20 protein-coding genes are annotated in these 24,593 nt (G+C 35.5%); 3 read left to right on the forward strand and 17 right to left on the reverse strand.

The features are described 5' to 3' along the window. Positions 1-120: 120 nt before the first annotated feature. Positions 121-942, forward strand: a complete 822-nt coding sequence (locus BMW63_RS16875) for an abortive infection family protein (RefSeq protein WP_074724634.1) — start codon at positions 121-123, stop codon at positions 940-942. Between the two features lie 327 nt (positions 943-1,269). Here the strand turns inward: BMW63_RS16875 and uvrA are convergent, their stop codons facing one another. The 7 genes from uvrA to BMW63_RS16910 all read right to left on the reverse strand — a co-directional run bounded on the left by uvrA (position 1,270) and on the right by BMW63_RS16910 (position 12,016). Then, positions 1,270-4,101, reverse strand: coding sequence for an excinuclease ABC subunit UvrA (gene uvrA, locus BMW63_RS16880; protein ID WP_074724635.1), 2,832 nt, complete (start codon positions 4,099-4,101; stop codon positions 1,270-1,272). 267 nt (positions 4,102-4,368) lie between these two features. After that, positions 4,369-5,322 carry a Fic family protein gene (locus BMW63_RS16885; protein WP_074724636.1) on the reverse strand — a complete coding sequence of 318 codons (954 nt, stop codon included), beginning with the start codon at positions 5,320-5,322 and terminating at the stop codon, positions 4,369-4,371. A gap of 68 nt (positions 5,323-5,390) precedes the next feature. Next, positions 5,391-7,175: a chloride channel protein gene (locus BMW63_RS16890; protein ID WP_074724637.1), complete on the reverse strand. Its 1,785-nt coding sequence runs from the start codon at positions 7,173-7,175 to the stop codon at positions 5,391-5,393. Positions 7,176-7,209: 34 nt separating this feature from the next. Beyond that, a complete protein-coding gene (locus tag BMW63_RS16895; protein ID WP_083380545.1) occupies positions 7,210-7,911 on the reverse strand; it encodes a DNA alkylation repair protein in 702 nt (233 codons plus the stop codon). Continuing rightward, positions 7,889-9,574, reverse strand: coding sequence for a gamma-glutamyltransferase (gene ggt / locus BMW63_RS16900; RefSeq protein ID WP_074724639.1), 1,686 nt, complete (start codon positions 9,572-9,574; stop codon positions 7,889-7,891). Before ggt (BMW63_RS16900) ends, BMW63_RS16895 begins: the two co-directional genes overlap by 23 nt. Positions 9,575-9,613: 39 nt before the next feature. Further along, positions 9,614-11,299, reverse strand: coding sequence for a gamma-glutamyltransferase (gene ggt, locus BMW63_RS16905; protein ID WP_074724660.1), 1,686 nt, complete (start codon positions 11,297-11,299; stop codon positions 9,614-9,616). A gap of 132 nt (positions 11,300-11,431) precedes the next feature. Next, positions 11,432-12,016, reverse strand: coding sequence for an acyl carrier protein phosphodiesterase (locus BMW63_RS16910; protein WP_074724640.1), 585 nt, complete (start codon positions 12,014-12,016; stop codon positions 11,432-11,434). A 98-nt stretch (positions 12,017-12,114) separates the two neighbouring features. On the opposite strand from BMW63_RS16910, the gene glmM reads away from it, so the two are divergent. Continuing rightward, on the forward strand, positions 12,115-13,503 hold the full coding sequence (glmM, locus tag BMW63_RS16915) for a phosphoglucosamine mutase (protein ID WP_074724641.1): 1,389 nt from the start codon (positions 12,115-12,117) through the stop codon (positions 13,501-13,503). 135 nt (positions 13,504-13,638) lie between these two features. Here the strand turns inward: glmM and BMW63_RS16920 are convergent, their stop codons facing one another. From BMW63_RS16920 to BMW63_RS16935, 4 genes are all read right to left on the reverse strand, one after another. Further along, positions 13,639-14,037 (reverse strand): DoxX family protein, encoded by a 399-nt coding sequence (locus BMW63_RS16920; protein ID WP_074724642.1) that lies wholly within the window; start codon positions 14,035-14,037, stop codon positions 13,639-13,641. Positions 14,038-14,286: 249 nt separating this feature from the next. Continuing rightward, on the reverse strand, positions 14,287-15,279 hold the full coding sequence (locus tag BMW63_RS16925; RefSeq protein ID WP_074724643.1) for a phosphotransferase: 993 nt from the start codon (positions 15,277-15,279) through the stop codon (positions 14,287-14,289). A gap of 103 nt (positions 15,280-15,382) precedes the next feature. Then, entirely contained in the window at positions 15,383-16,423 is a 1,041-nt protein-coding gene (locus tag BMW63_RS16930) for a serine hydrolase domain-containing protein (protein ID WP_074724644.1), read from the reverse strand. Between the two features lie 155 nt (positions 16,424-16,578). Further along, positions 16,579-17,577, reverse strand: coding sequence for a YhdH/YhfP family quinone oxidoreductase (locus tag BMW63_RS16935; RefSeq protein WP_074724645.1), 999 nt, complete (start codon positions 17,575-17,577; stop codon positions 16,579-16,581). Between the two features lie 181 nt (positions 17,578-17,758). Between BMW63_RS16935 and BMW63_RS16940 the strand changes: the two genes are divergently transcribed. Continuing rightward, positions 17,759-18,043 carry a winged helix-turn-helix transcriptional regulator gene (locus tag BMW63_RS16940; protein WP_262488824.1) on the forward strand — a complete coding sequence of 95 codons (285 nt, stop codon included), beginning with the start codon at positions 17,759-17,761 and terminating at the stop codon, positions 18,041-18,043. A 110-nt stretch (positions 18,044-18,153) separates the two neighbouring features. Here the strand turns inward: BMW63_RS16940 and BMW63_RS16945 are convergent, their stop codons facing one another. The 6 genes from BMW63_RS16945 to BMW63_RS16970 all read right to left on the reverse strand — a co-directional run bounded on the left by BMW63_RS16945 (position 18,154) and on the right by BMW63_RS16970 (position 24,265). Then, the gene (locus BMW63_RS16945; protein WP_074724647.1) at positions 18,154-18,684 is read right to left on the reverse strand and encodes a CIA30 family protein; all 531 of its coding nucleotides are present in this window, start codon (positions 18,682-18,684) and stop codon (positions 18,154-18,156) included. Between the two features lie 33 nt (positions 18,685-18,717). After that, positions 18,718-19,719: an alpha/beta fold hydrolase gene (locus BMW63_RS16950; RefSeq protein WP_074724648.1), complete on the reverse strand. Its 1,002-nt coding sequence runs from the start codon at positions 19,717-19,719 to the stop codon at positions 18,718-18,720. An 18-nt stretch (positions 19,720-19,737) separates the two neighbouring features. Further along, a complete protein-coding gene (locus BMW63_RS16955) occupies positions 19,738-21,309 on the reverse strand; it encodes a GMC oxidoreductase (RefSeq protein ID WP_074724649.1) in 1,572 nt (523 codons plus the stop codon). Between the two features lie 139 nt (positions 21,310-21,448). Further along, on the reverse strand, positions 21,449-21,847 hold the full coding sequence (locus BMW63_RS16960; RefSeq protein ID WP_074724650.1) for an NUDIX hydrolase: 399 nt from the start codon (positions 21,845-21,847) through the stop codon (positions 21,449-21,451). A gap of 48 nt (positions 21,848-21,895) precedes the next feature. Next, entirely contained in the window at positions 21,896-22,306 is a 411-nt protein-coding gene (locus BMW63_RS16965) for a hypothetical protein (RefSeq protein WP_074724651.1), read from the reverse strand. A gap of 114 nt (positions 22,307-22,420) precedes the next feature. Then, on the reverse strand, positions 22,421-24,265 hold the full coding sequence (locus tag BMW63_RS16970) for a PLP-dependent aminotransferase family protein (RefSeq protein WP_074724652.1): 1,845 nt from the start codon (positions 24,263-24,265) through the stop codon (positions 22,421-22,423). Between the last annotated feature and the right edge of the window lie 328 nt (positions 24,266-24,593).

Here is a 24,593-nt window from a genome sequence, read left to right on the forward strand (position 1 = left end):
TGCATCATTAAATATACAACTTTTCTGTCTAATAATTAGATTATTTGTTTATATTTGATAGAATTAAACGGAGGTTTTTTCACAGACTGACGTTGTGCACTATTATAAACAAACTAAATTATGAGTCTTACTTTCATAGAAAAAAATAAATTTGAAAAACTTTTCGGAATGAAATCTGGTTATGTTTTGGACTTTTCAGACAGAACTTTTCAAGAGTTTGTTGGAGATTCAGTAGGAATAGATATTTATGAAGAAAAGTATAATTATGGCAGTGGTTCAAAAGCAAATAGACTTCGTGGATTTTGGAACGTGGAATCAAATTATAATATTGGAAAATTATTAGAAAAACTTTTGGAATATTGGTTGGAGCAAGCTCAATCAGGCGAAATCAACTTTGATATAGCAGATGAGAATAACCATAAAGACTGCTTAATAATAGTCGCGAAGCTAAAAGCTGAAAATCCTGTTGAAAATATTGATGCAATTCAAGCAAATTCTGACGATAGAACTTTCAAAATTTTAGCCGAATCAATTCGTGAAGGTATAAATAATGATGAACCTGAAAAAGGATTAGATAGACTTCATACTTTTACGATAAAATACGTTAGACAATTGTGTGAAAATCATCAGATAACATTTGATAAAGAAACTCCTCTTCATAGCTTATTTGGTGGTTATGTCAAAAAATTAGTAAAAAAAGGCTTAATAGAATCCGAAATGACAGAAAGAATTTTGAAGTCATCTATTTCGGTATTAGAAGCATTTAATGGTGTTAGAAATAATCAAAGCTTTGCACACGATAATGTAATTTTGAATTATAATGAAAGTATATTAATTTTCAACAATGTCTCTAACGTTATTAGATTTTTAGAAACTATTGAAAAGCCCAAAACTGAACAAAAAGAAGAAATAATTGAGGAATGGAATGACCTTCCTTTCTGACAAAAATAACAGTGTACAACAGCCATTTTGAGTTAGCTGGAATTTAGTGGAATTGCATTTTAGTATCAAGTTTTCGTTAAGCCGAAAATTGAGCGGTTACGAACTTCCAGCCATCTCAAAAAAGCGACACGTTAGTTCAAATAGTAGCTGCTCTACTAAGTCTCCGTGAAAGAGCATTGAAAGTCTAGAAGGTTTAAAAATTCTCCAGACTTCATGCACACAAACCAATACAAAAAAAAACTACTGCATCACACAGTAGTTTTTTCGTTTTATTTCAAAGTCTAATTAAAAGATAATAATTTGCGAATTTGCGCTAATTAAAAACACTTACTCCAATTCCTTTTTCAAAAACTTCGCGGTATAGCTTTTTTTATTATCGGCTATTTCTTCGGGAGTTCCTTTGGCAACGACTTTTCCGCCGCCTTTTCCTCCTTCAGGGCCAATATCAATAATATAATCTGCCAGTTTGATTACGTCCATATTGTGTTCGATAATCAGGATCGTATTTCCTTTGTCTACTAATTTGTTGATCACGCCCATCAATACCCTGATGTCTTCAAAATGAAGTCCCGTAGTGGGTTCGTCTAGGATATAAAAGGTGTTTCCAGTATCTTTTTTTGATAATTCTCCTGCTAGTTTAATACGTTGTGCTTCCCCGCCCGAAAGCGTTGTGCTCTGTTGACCAAGGGTAATATATCCTAAACCTACATCTTGAATGGTTTTTACCTTACGGTGAATCTTCGGAATCATTTCAAAAAACGGAACCGCTTCATCAACAGTCATATTCAATACATCAGAAATTGATTTTCCTTTAAAACGAATTTCCAGTGTTTCTCTGTTAAAACGTTTTCCTTGACAGGTTTCGCATTCTACATAAACGTCTGGTAAAAAGTTCATTTCGATGGTTCGCACACCAGAACCTTGACAGGTTTCGCAGCGTCCGCCTTTTACATTAAAGCTGAAACGTCCCGCTTTATAGCCGCGAATCATGCTCTCGGAAGTCATGGTGAATAATTTCCTGATCTCCGTAAATACTTCGGTATAAGTGGCAGGGTTAGAACGCGGTGTTCTCCCTATCGGGCTTTGGTCAATATTGATTACTTTGTCGATAAGCTCTAAACCTTCGATTTTTTTATATGGTTGCGGTTTTTTGACCCCATTAAAATAATACGCATTCAAAATAGGGTAGAGGGTTTCATTGATCAAGGTCGATTTACCGCTTCCAGAAACTCCCGTAACGCAAATCATTTTCCCTAACGGCAGTTCAATAGAAACATTTTTTAAGTTGTTTCCAGTCGCTCCGGTTAGTTTCATGAATTTTCCGTTCCCTTCACGTCGTTTTTTCGGAACTTCGATTTTCATCTCGCCGTTTAAATATTGTGCGGTTATGGTATTTGATTTCAGAGTTTCCGCCGGAGTTCCTATGCTGATGATTTCGCCTCCAAATTTTCCCGCTTTCGGGCCAATGTCAATCACATAATCGGCACGTTCAATCATGTCTTTGTCATGTTCGACTACAATAACCGAGTTCCCAATATCACGCAATTGTTCCAAAGAATGGATCAGTTTATCATTGTCTCTTTGGTGTAAACCAATACTGGGCTCATCTAAAATATAGAGTACGCCAACCAATTGAGAACCTATTTGAGTTGCTAGTCGGATGCGTTGCGCTTCTCCACCTGATAGTGATTTTGAACTTCGGCTTAAAGCCAAATATTCCAAACCTACATTCATTAAAAAGTTCAGTCGGTCCTTAATTTCTTTAATCACCTCAGTGGCAATACGCTGCTGTTTATCAGATAAACGGCTGTCTAAATCATGAAACCATGCGGTCAGATCAGAAATATCCATCGCACACAATTCCGTAATATTCTGTCCGTCGATTTTAAAGAATTGGGCTTCTTTTTTTAAACGAGAACCTTCACAAACTGGGCATGGAATTTCATCCATGAATTCTTTAGCCCATCGTTTGATAGTTGTAGAACCGCTTTCGTCGTGTTGGTTTTTTATAAAATGGGAAATCCCTTCAAAGTCTATTTTGTAATCTCGGGCAACGCCTAAATCTTTAGAGTTGATCGTGAATTTTTCTTTTCCGCCATTCAAAATCATTTCCATCGCTTCCTCCGGAATTTTTTCAATAGCATCGGTAATTTTGAATTCATATTTTTCTCCAATGATTTCCAATTGTTTAAATATCCAAGACGATTTATATTCGCCCAAAGGAGCAAAACCTCCTGCTTTGATAGACAATTTCGGATTCGGAATAATCTTTTTGGTGTTGATTTCGTTTACCGTTCCAAGTCCTTTGCAATGGTCACAAGCTCCTTTTGGAGAGTTGAAAGAAAACAAATTGGGTTCCGGATTTTGATAGGATATTCCCGTTGTGGGACACATCAAGTTCCTACTAAAATAGCGAACTTCTTGCGAATCTTGATCTAAAACCATCAACACATTTTCCCCATGATGCATGGCGGTGTTGATGCTTTCGCTCAAGCGTTTCTCGTTATCTGGAGTTTTTTCGATAACCATTCGATCCACAACAATCTCGATATCGTGGGTTTTGTAACGGTCTAATTTCATTCCTGGGGTAATGTCGAGCACATCGCCATTTACACGTACTTTTAAGAAACCTTGTTTAGCGATTTGCTGGAACAATTCTCCGTAATGTCCTTTTCTCGCTCTAATAACCGGAGCAAGGATATTGATTCGTTTTCCAGTGAAATCTTCGATAATCAGGTCTTTGATTTGTTCATCAGAGTAGCTGACCATTTTCTCTCCCGTATTGTAACTATAGGCATCTGCCGCACGTGCATAAAGCAGACGCAGGAAGTCATATATTTCAGTAATAGTTCCCACAGTAGACCGCGGACTTTTGCTGGTAGTTTTTTGTTCAATAGCTATAACAGGCGAAAGTCCGTCAATTTTATCCACATCTGGACGCTCCAAGCCTCCAAGAAATTGTCTGGCGTAAGCAGAAAATGTTTCTACGTACCGGCGTTGGCCTTCGGCATAAATAGTATCAAATGCGAGGGATGATTTTCCGGATCCTGAAAGACCGGTAATTACTACCAGTTTTTCACGAGGAATGGAAACATCTATATTTTTTAGATTGTGAACGCGAGCGCCTTGAACCTCAATAGTATTGTCTTTGTCTAACATAATTTTTGCAAAAAAGCAAAGTTACCATTTTGATTTATTCTTTCGATACAACACTTTAGAAGTTTATGTTAAAATCAATACCTTAAAATGGGGTTTAGAGCATTGTTTCGACTGTTTTTAATAAAGAATTCTCCCGCTTTCCGTTTCAATCTTATAAGGCAAAACACTTGCCTTATAAGGATTTTTACTTCAATCGGGGCTATTTAGCCCGTTTTGTTCTTGTAATAATAAATGGGTATTGCACATAAAAAAACGCTAATTATGTAATTAGCGTTTTCGTTTTCTAGTGGCCATGTAATTTTCTACGGCTTCTCTTGTGGTAAGCCAATTGCGTCCTTCTTTGTAAGCATCAATTTTACCTTGCCTAGCCAGTAGACTTATGTATTCTTGACCATAGGGCATATCAGGTTCCTGAACCAAATTAGAAATGGCAATGTATTCTGAATCATTTCCTGGAAGCGCATTTAAGTATATGTTAAGCGTACGCTCAACGGCTTGACACATTAATAAGGTAAGTTTTTGATAATTACCTCCATTGGCTTGATTAAGCGCTTCATAGTATTTCTTGCGGTCGTTTTTTAAAATGATGGCGGGCGGAAAACCACAACGCATCAATAACAAATTCATAGCCAAGCGAACCGTTCTACCATTTCCATCAAAAAAAGGATGAATCCAAACGAGTTTATGATGAAAAACAGCCGCTAGTTCAATGTCATTAAGTCCTAACGGATTTGTATTGATAAAATCAATCAATTCATCGAGTAAATCCGAAACTTTATTGGCATTTGGAGGAACAAAATTTGCACCTGATATACGCACGCCGCCATTGCGCAAGCGACCTGCTAAATCATCTTCAATGGAACGTAAAACTAATCCATGCAAAGACAAAATGTCAATACTGCGCAATACATAATCAGTATTTACAATGGAGAATAAATAATCAATTGCTTTATCGTGATTATGGGTTTCAAAATGTTCTCGTAATGATTTTCCCTTGATGGTTATTCCTTCTTGAAGCACCATTTGGGTTTCTCTTAAACTCATGGTGTTGCCTTCAATACTATTAGAATTATAGGTCCATTCTATAGATAGGCTTTCCTTGATTTTATTCAATGCGATGGCAGGCAATGGTCTGCTGGTTTGCAGGACTTGCTTTTTTTCATACAATCGATCAAAGGTTGATTGAAATTCTTCTCTATAGTTTGTATCTATCTTCCACATAACCACAAAGATACTACATTTATCGGATAATATTAAAAAACACCCTATCCGATATTAAGATTTATGTATTATTCTATCGTCATCGATTTCAATTTGGTACGATACGCCTCCAGGGCGATTGATTTTGATATAAATCCAAAGTAAATATCATCTTTTACAACGGGTAAGAAGGCTACTTTTGAACGTTCAAATTTGTTCATAACCGTCTCCATGGTATTAAAAGGATAAATTATTTCAGTAGGAACGGTCATGATGCTTTTGACCAAGGTGTATTTTACTCTATAGGTATTAAAAATTATTTCCCGAATATTATTGAAATGAACGACACCTATTAAACGCTTGTCTTTATCGATAACAGCAAAAATAACCTGATTCGAGTGCGAAATTAAATCTACTAATTTTTCTAGATTTTCATCTGGTGTAACGGTTAAATAATCGGTTTGTATAATAGAGCTAGTATCTAATGTAGCTAGTACATTTGTATCTTTATTACTCGTAAAAGCGTGTCCTTTTTTAGCTAGTTCTTTTACATCCATAGAATGCCGTTCAAATCGTTTTGAAATAGCAAAACTGATTGAAGCAACAATCATCAACGGAAGCATCAAACTGTATCCACCGGTTATTTCAGCAATCAAGAAAATCGCTGTCAGAGGAGCGTGGAACAACCCGCTCAAAATACCAGCCATTCCTACCATAGTAAAATTACTTACTGGTAAATGAGTTAAACCAGTTAGATTTATCACTTTTGAAAACACGAATCCAAGATAAGAACCTACAAATAAGGAAGGGGCAAAATTACCACCGTTTCCACCAGATCCTAATGTAATTCCGGTGGCGAAAACTTTTACCATCATCGTTAGACCAACAAATATTAGCAGGACCCAGCTGTTATCTTTAAAACTGCTAAAAAGAGTATTTTCTAACATTATACCGGGATTATCCTCTGATAAAACTTTGATACTCTCATAGCCTTCACCAAATAGCGTTGGAAAAATAAAAATTAAAATGGACAGAATAGAAGCTCCTACCATTGCTTTTTTATACGGATTGAGTTTTAGTTTAGCAAAATAATGTTCTGTTCTTTGAAAATATCGGGTATAATACACAGACATTAAACCAGTTAAAACACCTAGAATGATATAAAAAGGGATTTTATGGTAATCGAAGATCTGTTGTTGCTTAAAGTTTAATAAAATAGATTCGTCCAATACAATTTCAGACACTAAAGCGCCCGTTGCAGCTGCAATCATAATGGGAGTAAATGCGGCTATACTCACATCGACTAATAAAAATTCGATCGCAAATAAGACCCCGGCAATAGGCGCGTTAAAGGCAGCGGCGATTCCTGCGGCCACTCCACAACCAATAAGTAAAGTTCTGTCTTTATAACTCAGTTTGTAGCGCTGTGCATAATTTGACCCAAAAGCGGCACCAGAAACCACAATGGGGCTCTCTAAACCTGCAGATCCACCAAGTCCAACAGTAAGGGAACTTGTGATGATTTGGGCATACATTTGTTTTTGTGGAACGATACTAGCTTTCTTTGCCACGGAGTATAAAATTTGGGAAGTCCCTTTTTCTATAGAGCCACCAAGGACTCTTTTAACCACAAATACAGTCAGCACTAAACCTGCAATAGGTAAGATACTATTTATGAAACTCAGTTTTAAAATTCCATTTATATAAGTAGCAAAGGAGAAAACTTGGTGTGCAAATGATTTCAGAACGATTACTGCAAATGCTGAAGAAATACCTACTAAAACACTTGATAAAAAAATAAATTGCTTTTCTGTTAGCATAGATTGCGCCCAGGCAATAATATTTTCTAGTTTAGTAAGATATTTTTTGAGCATTTTTTTTTTTTAAAAGTGCTAATTTACTATTATTTTAATGATCCCATAAGTTTTTTAGCGCTTCTTTTCTGCTCAATGGTTTTAGGTTGGTATCAGCAACAAATCTTTTTACTGCCTCTGGATTTGTTTTCGCATATTCTCTTAGAGCCCAACCAATTGCTTTTTGGATAAAAAACTCGTTGGAGAATTTATGCTGGTCGCAAACTGTCTTTAATAAGTCAAAATCCGTTTTGTCTTTATACCCCAATTGAAATAAAATAGCACTTCGATTTAACCACATATTGTCTGAATTGGAAAACTTACTGATACTTTCGGTAATGGATTCAGGAAATTCCAATAGGTATTCGCCAAGAATATTTTTTGAAATAGTATCTACGCTGTCCCACCAGGAATTATGTGTTAGCAGTTTTTCTATGATATCAATATCCTTCTGCTTATACTTTCCTTTCAGTTCTTTTATCAAAATTTCAATGGCGCAGTAATGAAATTCCCGCTGGTCTTTTGCATATAAGGCTATTGCAATTTCTCTTGCATTTTTGGCCACTTCCTCTTTGTTCGCTTTCCAGACTTCTTTAAAAAGTTGTCTTCGTTCGGTTGTTTTTATTCCAAAAAAAGCAAAATGATTCTTCATATATTTGGCCATAGCCAAAGCAATTTCGCTCTGGCTATTTTCTTGAAAGGCAGTTTCTAAATCAGCAATAAATCCCATACTTCTAAAATCCAACTGCGGTATCATCTCCTCTAAAATCGGCTCCGCCTTCTAGTTTATTGTTTGGTAAAACCAAGATAGCGTCTACTTTACCAATAACGGGAGTTGTTTTTTCATTAATGAGATAGCCTTTTGCTTTTAACGCATCAAAGGTTTGTGTACTAAAAGTATTCGGTTCAAATGTAATCAGATCTGGCAACCATTGATGGTGAAAGCGGGGCGCATTAACCGCTTCTTGCATACTCAAGTTGTATTCGTACACATTTAAGATCGTTTGCAATACAGAAGTGATAATAGTGGACCCTCCAGGGGAGCCCACGGTCATCAATAGTTTTCCGTTTTTTTCGACAATAGTAGGCGTCATGGAACTCAGCATCCTTTTTTGCGGAGCAATACTGTTCGCTTCATTTCCTACGAGTCCAAACATGTTAGGTACTCCCGCTTTGGCACTGAAATCATCCATTTCATTGTTCAATAAAAACCCCAATTCATCACAGTAAAATTTTGAGCCAAAACCAGCGTTTAGCGTGGTTGTAGCAGCAATAGCGTTTCCAAATTGATCTACAATAGAGTAGTGGGTCGTTTCCATACTTTCGTTATAATTGACGTTTCCTTCCTTAATATCTGATGACAAGGTCGCTTTATCAAAACTGAAATTGGCCATTCTTTGCTTCAGATAATTGTCGTCCATTAACGCTTTCAATGGTATTTTTACAAAGTCAGGATCTCCTAAAAAGTAGCTTCGGTCCGCATAGGCTCTTCGTTCTGCTTCTACAATTACTTGTATAGCCTGTGAAGAATTATGTCCCATTTTAGCCAAATCATAAGGGGCGATCATTTTAAATATTTGTGCCAGGCATATTCCGCCACTGCTTGGTGGTGCCATCGAAATAATGTTCAAATCTTTGTATTTAAAACTAAGCGGTGTTCTCCATTTGGCTTCGTATTGAGCCAAATCTTCCATGGTGATTATAGCTCCTTTTGCCTGAAGATAATCCACTAAAGTTTTTGCGGTTTCACCTTTGTAAAACTCGTCGCGGCCATTTTTTGAAATTCTTCTTAGTGTTGCTGCCAGCGCGGGATATTTAATGGTGTCTTTTTCTTTATATACTTTTGAAAGCACTGAATTGGAACCATTTATTTTTGTAAGTTCTTGACGATAGTCATTCAGGCGTTCTTCCTGTTTCTGTGTAACAACAACACCACGTTCCGCCAACTCAATAACGGGTTTTAAAATCTCTTCGATAGGTAAGGAACCTAATTTCGCATGTACTGCAAAAACACCAGCGATCGTTCCCGGGATACCTATTGCCAGCGCCGATTGAGTGCTTTTTCCAGGAATTACATTTCCATTGGGATCCAAAAACATATCTTTTGTGGCCGCTAATGGGGCTTTTTCTCTATAATCCAAAGTTCCTTTTTCACCATTTGCCTTTCTGTAGACCATAAATCCGCCACCGCCAAGGTTCCCGGCGTAAGGGTAGGCTACTGCCAATGCCAATTCGGTTGCAACCATCGCATCAAAAGCATTTCCGCCTTTTTTCATGATTTCGACACCAATTTTAGAAGCTTCTTCCCGTGCCGAAACGACCATTGCCTCATTCGCCAAAAGTCCTGTAGGTTGAACCGCAATTTTTTGCGTTTTACAACCAAAAGTAATGACGCACAATAGAATAATAATTTTTTTCATTTCTGATGTATTTGTATTATTTGTTTGGAATAGAATGAATTAGAAACCTAATGCTTTGTTGTCTTCTCTTTTATCGGCGCCACCTTCCAGTTTTCCATTTGCTAAGACTAAAATAGCATCGACTTGACCTACAATTTCTTTATTGGTTTCGTTGACTTTGTATCCTTTTGCTTTTATTTTTTCCAGTAATTCTCTATCGAAAGAGTTTGGTTCAAAGGTGATTTCGTCAGGAAGCCATTGATGGTGAAAACGAGGTGCGTTGACTGCTTCTTGCATGCTCATATCAAATTCGTACACATTTAAAATGGTTTGCAAAACAGAAGTGATAATCGTAGAACCTCCGGGAGTTCCCACAACCATGAACAATTTTCCGTTCTTCTCTACAATGGTTGGTGTCATAGAGCTAAGCATTCTTTTGCCTGGAGCGATACTGTTGGCTTCGGTTCCTGTAAGTCCGTATAGATTAGGAACTCCGGCTTTAGCGCTAAAATCATCCATTTGGTTGTTTAAAAAGAAACCTAATTCATCACAGTATATTTTAGAACCGTAATTATCATTTAAGGTGGTCGTTGCAGAAACTGCATTTCCTTCGGCATCTACAATAGAGTAATGCGTGGTTTGCTTGCTTTCGTACCCTAGAATTTTTCCTTTACTAATATCAGATGATTTTGAAGCTTGGTCGAATGAGAAATCACTCATTCTGTTTTGGATGTAAGTGGAATCCAATAGTTCTTTTATAGGAAGCTTTACAAAATCTGGGTCGCCTAGGAAAGCATTTCTGTCCGCGTAGGCTCTTCGTTCCGCTTCGGTGATGACTTGGATTGCTTTCACACTGTTGTGCCCCATTTCGGCAAGATTAAAAGGTTCGATCATTTTCATGATTTGGTCTAAACAAATACCACCACTACTTGGCGGAGACATAGAGGTTATCTTTAAATCTTTATAGGTAAAAGTGATAGGTGCTCTCCATTTAGCTTTATATTGACTTAAATCTTCCGCTGTCATATTGCCGTCTTTCGCTTTTAGGAAAGCCACTAACTTTTTCGCCGTTTCCCCTTTGTAAAACTCATCACGTCCGTTTTTTGCAATTCGTTTTAAAGTGGCTGCCAAGGCAGGATACTTAATGGTATCGCCCGCTTTATAAACTTGAGAAAATAAGCTGTTTGGGCCATTCGTTTTTATAAACGTTTCCCTGTAAGTAGCTAAACTTTGTTCTTGAAATTCCGTAACGACAACGCCCTTTTCAGCTAACGCAATTACAGGTTCCATGATTTCGGCTATGGGTAAAGAACCGTATTTTTTATGCACCGCAAATAATCCGGCGAGTGTACCTGGAATTCCAGAGGCTATTGCCGAAGCGGTACTTTTACCTTCAATTACATTTCCTGCTCCATCAAGATACATGTCTTTGGTTGCGGCAAGCGGTGCTTTTTCTCTGTAATCGAGGGCTCCAGTTTCGCCATTGGCTTTTCTGAAAACCATAAAGCCACCACCACCAAGATTCCCCGCCTGCGGATAAGATACCGCCAATGCGAGTTCAGTTGCGACCATAGCATCAAAAGCGTTTCCTCCTTTTTTCATAATAGCAACACCGATTGCGGAAGCCTCTTCCCGTGCCGAAACGACCATGGCTTTATCGGTAACTAAACCTGTTGGAACCATGATTTTTTCATTTGATTTACAACTAAGAAATGCTAGGGAAAGGAGTAGTATTATTTTTTTCATTATGGTATGGTAGTTTGGTTTTTTCTTTTTTAACATATAAGTCATATCAGTAAAGTGTTTACGCTCAGCATTCTTTTTTAGTAAAAAACTTAAAGAACTTATATGTTTCAATAGCTTTGTATATTTTAAATTTTATTCTTCTATTAATTTTTGTCTCGCATGTGCCCTTAATTCCTCAAAAAAACCTGTAAACTCCTGCTCAAATTCAGTATAGAACTGCGTTAGTTCCTCTGAAGCAAAGCGCATTTTTGATTCATTCTTGGTTCGGCTATCCATTTGGGTTAGTATTTTGTCAATTCCTGCAATGGTTTGATAACTGAGTAACCAGTTTTGTTTAATCATATAAGGCATAATTGAAATGGTTCTTTCGCTTAAAATGGGGATGTTGTCATTCAAAGACCGATAGAAAGTAGTAACATATGTTTCCAAATCTTCGTCTGAGTATTTAACCCAATTTTTTGCCAGAAAATGATCGTAAAAAACATCAACTATAACACCAGAATAGTGATGGTATCTGGAATGCAATTTTTTAGTGCTTTGTCTAAAAACAGGATGGGCATCCGTAAAGGTGTCAATTGCACGATGAAGAATAATTCCTTTCTGTACTTCCAAAGGATAATTTTCAAAATGCTTCCCCCGTATCCCATCAGCCATAAAATTACCAATTTTGATTAAATCGTTGTCGCCCGAAAGATAGATGTGTGCTAAGAAGTTCATTCGCCTAAATTATGAATTCTAAATGACTTATTTAAATTGTCAATTATTATATTTGTGGGAAATTTAAAAGAAAGTACTCAAAATTTAAAAATATAAGAATGACTTTAATAAAATCAATATCAGGAATACGTGGGACAATAGGAGGGAAAGTAGGGGATAACTTAACGCCACTTGATGCAGTGAAATTTGCCTCCGCTTATGGAACCTGGTTAAAAAACTATTCTGGTAAAGACAAACTTACGGTTGTTGTAGGTCGTGATGCCCGGATTTCAGGGCCTATGATTCATAATTTAGTTGTGAATACCTTGATTGGTTTAGGTATTGACGTGATTGATTTGGGGTTGTCAACGACTCCAACGGTTGAAGTTGCTGTTCCTTTGGAGAAAGCAGACGGAGGAATTATCCTTACTGCTTCACACAATCCGAAGCAATGGAATGCCTTAAAGTTATTGAATGAAAAAGGAGAATTCCTTAATGGGATTGAAGGAGAAAAAATCCTTGCGATCGCTGAAGCTGAAGCTTTTGATTTCTCGGATGTGGACAGCTTAGGCCAAATTACAGAGAATGACGCTTACATGGATATTCATATTGACGAGGTGGTGAATTTGCCTTTAGTTGATGTTGAAGCTGTCAAAGCGGCTAAATTCAAAGTGGTAGTAGACGGTGTGAATTCATCTGGAGGAATCATTATCCCAAAATTATTGGAATTAATGGGCGTTGAAGTAGTGAAGTTATACTGTGAACCTAACGGACATTTTCCACACAACCCGGAGCCTTTAAAAGAACACCTAACTGATATTTCAGAACTAGTAGTTAAGGAAAAAGCAGATTTAGGAGTTGTCGTGGATCCAGACGTAGACCGTTTGGCTTTCATCTGTGAAGATGGCGAAATGTTTGGTGAAGAATATACATTGGTAGCTTGTGCCGACTATGTGTTGAGTAAAACCCCAGGGAATACGGTTTCTAATATGTCTTCTTCTCGTGCCTTGCGCGATGTGACGAACAGACATAATGGAAACTACGAAGCCAGTGCTGTAGGTGAGGTGAATGTAGTAGATTTAATGAAAAAGAACAATGCCATCATAGGTGGAGAAGGAAACGGCGGAATCATTTATCCGGAGTCGCATTATGGTCGTGATAGTTTGGTAGGTGTTGCCTTATTCTTGACGCATTTGGCCAACAAGAAAATGACCGTTTCGGCTTTACGTGCTTCGTATCCCGAGTATTACATGAGCAAAAACAAAATCGAATTGACTCCACAAATTGATGTGGATGCGATTCTGGTTGCCATGACTGAGAAATATAAGAACGAAGATATCACCACCATTGACGGAGTAAAAATTGACTTTGCTAATGAATGGGTACACTTGAGAAAATCAAATACAGAGCCTATTATTAGAATCTATACTGAAGCACCTTCACAAGCGCAGGCTGATACGCTAGCTTTGCGAATTATTGATGAAATAAAAGCAGTAGCTGGAATCTAAAACAGCGTTTTCTAAAATATAAAACCCCCTTTCAAACTTGATTTTGAAAGGGGGTTTTGCTTTTAGGTTCTTGTACTTAAAAATCCAAATTAAAAATTAGGCTTCGTACTTTTTTTAATTTCGTATTGTCAAAAGTTAATCCCATGTATTGGAAGAAGAAACGGCCATTTTTCCACCGCCAGTAAAGAAAAGTGTTAGTGCACCAAATAGGTATAAGCCCAATAATTCTACTTGCCATCCACCATTTTCGTTTAAAGTAAACAGGTCTGCTGTGTGTACTAAGAAAAAAGCAAATAAAGTACCAAAAACATATACACCAGCCGCTATTCGGGTTCTGTATCCAGCAAGGATTAGTAGCGGAGCAACAATTTCAGTGATATAAACGCCATAAGCAAGAATAGAAGGAAGTCCCTTTGCAGATAGCATGCCTTCAATAAAAGAGACATCTCCTAATTTAGCAATTCCGTGAAGCAACATCAAGGCGCCAACTGCAATACGAAGGATTAACAACCCTAAATCAGTGTTTTTATTCATATTTTTTGTTTTAAGTTAACATTCAGTATAATTACGCTATACCAAACACTACAATTTTGTATCTCAAATATATTCTATTTTTTAATGCAGATATAATCATTTACTTATTAAATTACAATGCTGCTCTTTCGTACTAGAACTAAAGCCCTTTCAAAGTTGATTTAAAAAGTGGTTTATTGTTATTTGGAAAACGGAATGAGTACTTGAAATTTTAATATTTTTAGCATGGTTCTTAGCCAGTAGTTCGTCCTACTCTAATTCAATTTTATTAAAAATAATCCATCGTTTTAAATTGCCTATAAACCTTTTTAAGTGGTCTTCATTCAAGAAAACATTGGTCCAATAATCATATCTGTCGCATTGCATACTGATATAATAGGTCATAATTGCTAAACAGGCGAGCGGTAGAATTCGTTTTTCCTCTTTAGTAATTTCAGTTATCGTTTCGTAACCTTCAAGAAAACTTGCTGCTTTCACTTTGTAATCATTCTCGTTTAGATTTGTAGAGAATAGCTGAAATAGAAAATAGGAAATATCTAAACACAACCAGCCATTACCACAGAAATCAAAATCAAAAAGGGTTACTTTATTGTCTTCATTAAAGTGCATATTATCAAACCATACGTCGAGATGAACGGCTCCAAAACGTATTTGTTCGTTAGCTACAGTACTAAATTCCTTTCGTAGAAAACGAGCCAGCTTTTCTAAAAATAGCGTCTCTTCAGTTTCTTTCTTAAAGAATTCCCGTGTTCGTTTAACGGAATCAATAAGCAAAACTTCATTGTTGTATGTGATTCTGTTTAATGCAAAACTTTCTGTCTCTTTATGAACTTTGGCCAAAGCTTGCCCAATACAAAAACTGGTTTCAGCTGTGAATTTTGCGGATTTTGTGCCTTCTGCAAACGAAAATAATACAGCATACCGTAATCCTTCGGGAGCGTTTAATTCTTGAATGTATTCGTTTAAATTATCAGCAAAGGGGAAGGAAACAGGAGTTTTGTTTTTGTTCAAATGGATAAGCAGTCGTACTTCTTCGGCAACTTCTTTTTTTGTTCTCCAATCAAAAGTATAGACGCGAAGAACATATTTAGTATTATTATCAGTAACGATGTAAACGTGGTTCATTCCGGCTCTGAAAAGTTTGCATTCCGTATTCTCACTTAAATTATATTTCTCTTGTAATAATTCCCCAAGTTTAGTTGCAGAAAGGGTTGAATTTGTAACTGGAAATTCTTTTGTCATCTATTCTTTTATTTTTGGAATGGCTTACTATTTTTATTTTGCTTTGAGAAAAATGGGTAATCGAATATCGGTCAATATTTTTAAAGTAAATGACTATAGATCATTACTTATTGCCAGTGCTGGGCGTTTGTTTTTTTATTAATTCCATTATTTCAGTATGCACTTTAAATGTCTTTTTGAAATCATCTAAATTATTGCCTGTATTTTCCAAAATGATTAAGTTCCTGTTTGTTTGAGGATAAAAATAACAAGCAGAAACAAAACCTGGAGCATAACCGAAAGCACCAATTTGTAAATTTTGTTCGCCATCTTTAAATAGTAATCCATATCCATAGTCGATTGTCCCAAAAACAGGATGGATACGCGTAGCATATTTTGTTTTCATTAGTTCCAATGTCTCTTTTTTGACAAGTTTTCCAGAGTAGAGTAGGTGGTTCCATTTTTTTAAATCGGCAACGTTAGAGATGAATGCGCCTGCTGCGGCATAATTAGATAAACTGTTGGGCGTGAATTCTAAAACCCCATTTTCATTTTCCTCATATCCTTTTACCAGATGTTTATACCTTTTGTTTTTAGGGTGGAAGGTGTTTTTTAATTCATATTCGTTAAAGAGCTCTGTTGCTAGCTTTTCGAATGTTTTACCCATTACTTTTTCAAGAATCTGCGCAAGTAATTCATAGCCTAATTGCGAATAATGAAATTGAGAACCTTGCTTAAATTCTAAAGGCGCATCTAAAGCTACAATTCCGTGAGTGTGAGTAAGCAGTTGATGAATAGTGACTTCTTTTGACCAAGGTTGTTTACTGTCGATCAAATAGTCATTTATTTTATTTTCAAGTCTAATTTTGCCTTTTTCATATTCTCTTAGTACTAATACGGCTGTTATTTGTTTGCTTATCGAACCAATAACAAATTGATCGTTAATCGTAAGTGGCGTTTTATTTTTTAAATCAGAATAGCCAATGGCTTTAGAGTATAGTGTTGTCGAATCTTCCGTTAAAAAAACAACTCCATTAAAGCTATTATTAGCAATAATGGAATTGATATTTGTAGTTAAATCTGCGTAATTTTTGTTTTTTTGCTGTCCAAATGTTTGACAAGAGGTTAAAAAAGCAAATGCTAAAATTAGAATACTAAATTTCATTAATTGTATCTGGTTTTGAATGAAGACTCACAGTTTTGGGCAGGAAAGCCGCGTTTTTAAAAGCGCAACTTTCTACTATTTAAATTGAGATCTTAAAAATATTCTTTTTTATACAATTAAGCAATCTTTTTTACTAGCTGTTGTTTGACCTATTTTTAAATATCCATCTTAACCACGGTTCTTCCTTTTAATTTTCCTTTAAGCATTAAATCAATTTTTTTATCTAATTCATTTAGAGTTATTTCAGTACAAGTTTCAGTTAATGTAGCTGTTTTCCAATCGTTGGATAATTTGTCCCATACTTTCTCTCTATAATTCATTGGATAATTTTGAGAGTCTATGCCTATTAAGGATATTCCTCTTAAAATGAACGGAAACACGGTTAAATCAAGTTTTGAAGAGGCTACATTACCACAGCAAGTTACCACGCCCATAGGACTAATGGATTTTATAATATTTTCAAGAATAACTCCACCCACGGTATCAATAGCTCCGGCAAAAGCAGGTTTTAACAATGGTCTTTTCTCTGGTTCTTCAAAATCTTGTCGCATAATAACTTCATCTGCTCCAATTTTTATTAAAAAGTCACGCTCCGTTTCTTTGCCTGTGATTGCCGCTGTTTTATAACCTATTTTTTTTAAAATAGCGATACTTAAAGATCCCACACCACCAGTAGCACCAGAAACAACGATTGGTCCATCTTCAGGTTTTACAGTTTCAGTCAGTCGTAATACAGAAATTCCTGCTGTTAATCCCGCTGTTCCAATAATCATGGCCTCTTTCATGCTTAGGTTTTCAGGTAACTTAACCGCCCAGTCTTCTGGGACTTGGATGTATTGCCCAAAACCTCCATCGGTATTCATTCCTAAATCATAGCTTGTCACAATAACTTTGTCTTGCACTTTAAATTTATTTGATTCAGACGAAACGATTGTTCCAACAGCATCAATACCGGGTGTATGTGGATAATTTCTAGTGACCCCTTTATTTCCACTTGCAGATAACGCATCTTTGTAGTTCAATGAGCTGTAATGTACTTTGATAAGTACTTGGCCTTGAGCTAAAGCATTAAATGGCATTTCCTTAATTGTAGAAATATAATTGCCGTCTTTTTCTTCTACTCGAAAAGCCTTAAATGTTGATTGATTATTCATTGTATATGTTTTATATGATTTGATTACTTTTGTAACAAATTTCGATTAAAATATATTGATATACAATAACTTACAAATAATTCACATACGAACATTTTGTGCTGTTTTGTATATTCAGTGCGGATTTAAATAAAAAAAGATAAAAAAAAGTTACTGTCCGATTGATACTTTTATAAATGCCATTAAAGGAAAACGAAAAGGGACCATTATTTTACATCTTTTTCAAGGCAATAAGAGATATAGTGAATTAGTAAGGCTAATGCCTGATATCAGCGAGCGTATGATTACTAAACAACTTAAAGAGTTAGAGATAGATAGTTTGATTAACCGGGAAGTATTCCCTGAAGTTCCGCCTAGGGTAGAGTACAGCTTAACCGAATTAGGAAAATTAATACACCCTTTTTTAAAAGGAATGTACAAGGGAGGATTGCTTTTTGAAAATGTTATTGATAGTTTCGAAAGCTGATTATTCAGGGTTTTTTATTTTATTCGAAGATACAACCAACAGAATACTTAAGGCCTCGGACGGTATGCTCGCAGCAGTGACGAAGCTTTTCATTGCTACGTGACGAAGTGTTATTTTAACTCTATTTTGTCTATCAAGAGTTTGAATTTTTCCGCTTTTTTATTCCCGATCAAAAAAGCTATTTCTTCAATATGTTCTTTGTTAAAATTAGGTTGCTCAAGTCTTCTTCCTCTGAATGAAGGATACATGTCTTTTATATGAATTTCTATTTCTTGCCATTCTCCTGAGGTAGAAAAGGGTGCTATGTAGGAGTAGTAATCTCCATAAGCAGCTTTCATTCTGAATTGGTACTTTTTACCATCACCTCTAAGTTTAATAACTATGGTGCTGTATTCCTTTACTATTGTTTTTGGAAATCGATAACGCACAGAAGAGAATCCTCCATTATTGTCCAGTGATATATTTCCTTCGAAAACACCAAAACCCTCAGCATTTAATTTAAAAGTCCCAGCTGATTCGCCGCCCATTACCACATCATCAACAATCATCCAGTTTTGAATATCTGAATTTTTGTTAAAATCAAAAATTACTTTTGGAGTCAGTAGAGAAAATAATAGTATCATATAAATTGAGTGTTTCATAGTAACTCGGCTTTTAATTACAGCTTAAGGTTTCTATATAGTAAGTTTTAAAGTCTTTTCCGCATTAATATTCATTCCAACTTGTTTGCTATTTTTTAAAAAGTCAAGTACTGGTTTTAGGCTTTCCATTGGGCTTTCTTCCATTGGAGTATGACCATTATTATCCAGAATAACTAGAGTATTAATTGGTAAATCTTTATGAAATTTATTGGCGTTTTCTACTGGGATTAATAAATCTTTTGCTCCCCATAGTATAAGTGTAGGTTGTTGAATGTGTTTTATATTTTTATAAGCACTCGTATCCTTTGCCATCTTGAATCTATCTACAAAGGCTTGACGATTGCCTGCTCTAAGTGTGAGTTCAAAGTAACGATCAACTAATGATTCAGTTACTTTCGACTTATCGAAATATACATTTTCAACACTAGCTTTCACAATAAAACGAGGAGTTATATAAGTAAGGACCTTATTTAGCAACGGAGTTCTACCTATTTTAAAAGCAATTGGTACACTCTTCGAACTTAGAGGATATCCTGCGGCATCTATTAAGATCAATTTTTTCACCATTTCTGGTTCCTCTAGCGTAAAGTTCCATGCTATTTCTCCACCTAAGGAATTCCCAGCTAGCACACATTGCTTGATTTTTAAAGCTGTCAAAAAGTTTTTTAAGAATTGTGTGTAATGCGCCATCGAATAATTGCGATCTGGAAACGGACCCGTTAAGCCATAGGCAGGAAGATCCATTCTGATTACTCGATTTGATTTTTTCAAGCTATCAGTCCAGGTGTCAAAAGTATGTAAACTGGATGCTGTGCCATGAATAAGTACGATGGGAATAGTGTCGGTTTGATCTCCTTCATCACGAAAATGAACATCCATTCTGTCCACAGCAATAAAGGAAGAAGCTGTATTGGTGTACTTTGCTTTTAATTCATTCAATGGAATATCTCGATGTCCAAAAAAAACTATAATACCTATGATGATTAGTGCGGCAAAGCTTAAAATTATTTTAAAACTTTTAGTTAAATACTTCATTGACGGATATTATTTATTTTAAGTATCGAAAGTTGTTTTGGTAGGAATTTGATCCATAGCTCGCTCCGCAATGGCAGTTATTGATAAGGATGGATTCACTCCTGGATTTGCTGATATCATGGAACCATCGATAATATAAAGATTATCGTATCCAAAAACTTTGTTATTTTTATCAATCACCCCTTCTGAAGGATTTTCTCCCATCACAGCACCACCCAAAATATGAGCTGTTGAAGGTATTCCTGCAATTGTTTCTAGGGTAAATGAGGTACTCACACCATTAACAGCTTCGCTGTATTCTTTAATCAGTTTAACTGACTCTGGAATAAAAGGGGTAGGTTTTTTACCTGTACTTACTGTTGAGTTCATAAACCCAAGAATATTGATCTTAAATCTAAGCGTACTATCTAGGGTTTGCATAAAAAGCAGTACAACTGTTTTTTTTGCCCAACTATTCACAAAATAAATTTTTAAATATTTGACAGGAGATTTTACTAATGATACTAGAACTTTTGCTAAACGAATGAAAACATTAGTTCCCGTAACATACGGGAAATGAATTAGTTTCCAGGCATTAGAACCTTCAGAATATCTACATATTTCTAGGTGACTATTCTCATCAGTATCTAAAATACTTCCGATAGCAACACCTTTCGAAAAGTTTTTATCTTTTTCAAGACTAGAAACACTTACTAAAGTTTCATTATTAGTTCTTATGTCTTGCCCTAATCGATCAGAGATATTAGGTAATGATTTAGTCTTTAATTGTAGTAGTAATTTAATCGTTCCTAATACACCCCCAGAAAAAATGACTCCTTTGCTTTTAATTTTACTTTTTTTCGAAAATAATTTTGTACTTGTTTTTATCGAAACTTCATAACCATTAGAACCATTTTCTGTGTTTATTGGTTTAACATCATAAACCTCCTGTTCGGCCATGATTACTGCTCCATATTTTTGTGCCAAGTATAAATAGTTTTTATCCAGTGTGTTTTTAGAATTATTTCTACACCCCGTCATGCAGGCACCGCAAAAGTTGCAACCGGTTCTTTCTGGCCCCATGCCTTCAAAATAGGGGTCCTCTTTTGTAACATTCTCTTCTCCAAAATAGACAGCAACAGTGGTAGCATCAAATTTATCTTCCATGCCTAATTTTTGAGCTACTTTTTTGAGCCCAATATCTCCGTCAAACAATTTGGGGTTCTTAGCTGCACCAAGCATTCTTAGTGCCTCCTGATAATAAGGAGCTAGTTCCTTTTCCCAGTCGTTAAGTTTACTCCAGCTACCAGTTTTAAAAAATGTGGATTTAGGAATGGGCAATGTATTGGCATATACCAAAGAGCCACCACCTACACCAGTTCCAGAAAGAACTGCAACATGCTTAAAAACGGTTAATTTCATGATCCCAAAGAAACGGAGACTTGGCATCCAAAGCCATTTTCTAAAATTCCAGTTAGTTTTAGGGAAATCTTCAGCCTTGAACCATTTTCCTTTTTCAATTACCAAAACGGTATAGCCCTTTTTCGATAATCTTAAGGCGCTAACTGAACCACCAAAACCACTTCCTATTATGATATAATCGTACTCCATTCTTGATATTCAATTATTATTTACCGTAACATGTTGTCGCTGATCAAAGCTATTTTTTTCGCCTAGAAAAAACCGAAGTTATGAAAATTAATGTTCGTATTTACCAAAGAATCTGCAAACAGTTTTTATAATTCATTTTTTATTTCAGTTCTCCTTTTTCAATAAGAAAGGAGAATATTTTTTTATCAACTTCAGAAATAATATCAAGGTCGTTGTAAGTCAACCATTTTATTTCCTCAATTTCACTGTTTGCTTTTAAAGTTCCAGAATATTTTGCTTTGTAGCAAGTCATGATTACATTTATTCCTTCTTCTGCTCCGTCAGACTGTGCTGAAAATGTTCCAATATATTCAGCTGTATTTGGGATTATAGTAACGCTTAATTCTTCTGCTACTTCTCGTATTAGCGTTTGTTCATCACTTTCCCCGCTTTCACGTTTTCCTCCAGGAATGTAATATTTAGTTTTTCCTATAGATTTTGTACTCAATATTTTTCCTTTTTGGATTTCAATAAAAGCTATTTTGTCGATTGTGGTCATAGTTTAGATAGTGTTTGGTCAAGCGCATTACGCTGATATCTATAGTACTTAACCATTTTTTTTCGATTTAGATAGACGTATGAAGACTAATATAAAGAAGATGAAAAATACCCAGTCATTGATTCCATAAATCGAGTAAAATACTCCGGCCATTAGGTCTTTTTCATAAACCGCAGCAATATCATTATTTAGCATCCAATTTATCCAAACAAGCCCGTAAATTAATTTTTCAATGGCGAATATTCCAACAAGCCATCTAACTTCATGATACTTTTTTGCAACAGATATATAGGCTAGTCCCCATATTAGAATCATTAATAACCCAAAATTTGACATTACTGTGGGATCAAATTCAGGAATTGTGGCATTAGTAAATAATCTTGAAAAAATTAAAACTGATGCGTTCATTAATCCAGAAATAATAAATCCTTTAGTAATTGCTGTACTTTTTATTGACATATTTCTATTAATTTATTACTTAGATTTTGTTGGCTTGCTACATACTTTTGAGGGTTTAGCGCATTTCGAAAAATTTGAGATACAATAACACTATAGGTCGAATTATCGATAGCGTTAGATAGTTTCAATAAATTTTAAAAAGACTTTTTTATGAAGGTCAAGATCCATAGTAGCAGAAAGCGATGCACGCACTATGTAATCTTTGTCTCCTTCTTTAGTCGTTCCTTGAGTAGAGGTTGCAGGGATTGTCCAGTAACATCCTTTTAACTGACCATAGCTCACACAAAACTTGCTTTCATTAGGAATTTCTGTAATCATTAAATTGATTAATTTAAGATTTAAGTCTCTCTTATGTGCTTCTTTTTCTTCAGCAGTATTCCCTTTAGTAGGTAGGAGTAATGAAAACACAGATGGGGTAAATCCTTGTTTTGCCAGTTCTTCAGAAACAAAATTGATTTTTGCTTCTGGTAAAGTATCGTGGATGAAATTTACAAAATCACGTGTGTTTTTATAAGCATCAATAATTCTTTGATTCATTGAAGGCAATTGTTTGGCTAATATTTCATATTGGAGAGCTGTAGCCTCATTATCGCAAAGTTGTAGATGCATGGCTATTTTTTCCATCAAAGCTTCCGTTTTTTTATTTCCTACACAGTAGCCCGCAGTACATTGACCACCACTTGGGAATTTCGAGCCACTAGCAAATGAAATCGTTCTAACCGTTGCAAGTATGTCCTCTTTGCCCAAAAAATGCACATTAGGGCAAAAGGTTTGATCTAAAATAAAAACAGGATCTATCGCCATTGCACCCGTTGTAGTTTTACGTTGTTTACTTAAAACATTTTTTAAATCTATCAGATTTGGAACTTCAACTCTTGGGTTGGTTGGAATCTCAGCAATGATATAAGGAACAGCATCTTCATTAGCCATTTGTGCTAAAACGGTATCAATGCTTTGAACCATGTCGTTATCGCCATCAACTAATAAATCAACTATTTCAACATTGTCAATGCAAGCAGCAACTCGTCTTGCTTGATCATTTGTACCGCCATAACAATTTGGAGGAACGATAATTTTGATTGCTTTTCCCTTGTGTTTTTCAACGGCATCATGAATTAGCCCCATTAAAATCGAATACTGAATAGAGAGTCCGCTAGAAGCAACTAGTGGATTTGTACTCGTATTAGTAATTGTTTTAATAGCATCTAAAACTTCTTTTTTATCTGCTTGTAAATTGCTTTGTGTTACATCAATGGGAGATTGCGCTACTAGAGATCTCAAAGCTGTAAGAGAATCAGCAGGTGTCATTGCAATAGTTTCTCTTCTTCTTACATGTTGAATATCTGAAATATAACTTTCGTTTTGCTCTCCATTTACAACTAAAACACTTCCTAAGTGCTCATGAAGACTAATAACAAAGTCAACTCCATTAGGGATATTAATTGTGCCAAATTTCTCTTCTTGTAAAATGAAGACGGTACTACCATCAAATGCTGGAATAGCTTCTATATTTTCAACTTTCTTCAAATCAAAATGATAACCATAAATGTTTTTTACTACTTCAGCATTAAAACAATCAGGTAATTCGCCAGTATAAACTATGTGGGTATTTTTATTATCTAGTAAATTTTTTCTTAGAACTGCCAAAATAGGAATCGTCTTTGATGAAAAACTAATTACATTTTCTGGTTTTAGATTATTTATCTTAGCAATTCCCCATTCTAGTATACAAGATAACGGATGACCTAATCGAATATAGTCATAAGCAGTGGGTAATTCGTTTAGAGCAGATGATTCAGAATTATTGTCATTAAATAAGGTCTCAAACTGTTCTAAGAACTGCGTTTTAGCCAATCTTTCATCATAAATATCTAGTCGATGTGTTGTTATGCTCAACCAGCCAGTTGGCATATTTTCTATTACCTCTTTTATATAATGTAGCATTTTAGTGTCTTTCATGATTTTACCTTTAGATAAGTCTGCAATTTACGTAAATAGATTTATTTAAGAGGGTCGCCAGCATTTTTGTTCGATTCTTGCTGGCATTCGCAAGCTTTACCAAGTTTGTTGATTTTAAAGCAAAGTATTTTAAGGAAAACGAAAATACAAATTAGACGATAACACCACATATAACATGCATGAATTTCTACTAGTTTACTTTATTAAAAATAATTATACTCTTTCAATAAACAAATCTTTGTACTCCGTGCCGATACATACATATAAACATTCTAAAATTGTAAAAAGCACAAAGCACAAAACATTCGGATTGTTAAATTTATAATTA

The organism is Flavobacterium frigoris (assembly GCF_900111075.1).
Classification (GTDB): domain Bacteria; phylum Bacteroidota; class Bacteroidia; order Flavobacteriales; family Flavobacteriaceae; genus Flavobacterium; species Flavobacterium frigoris.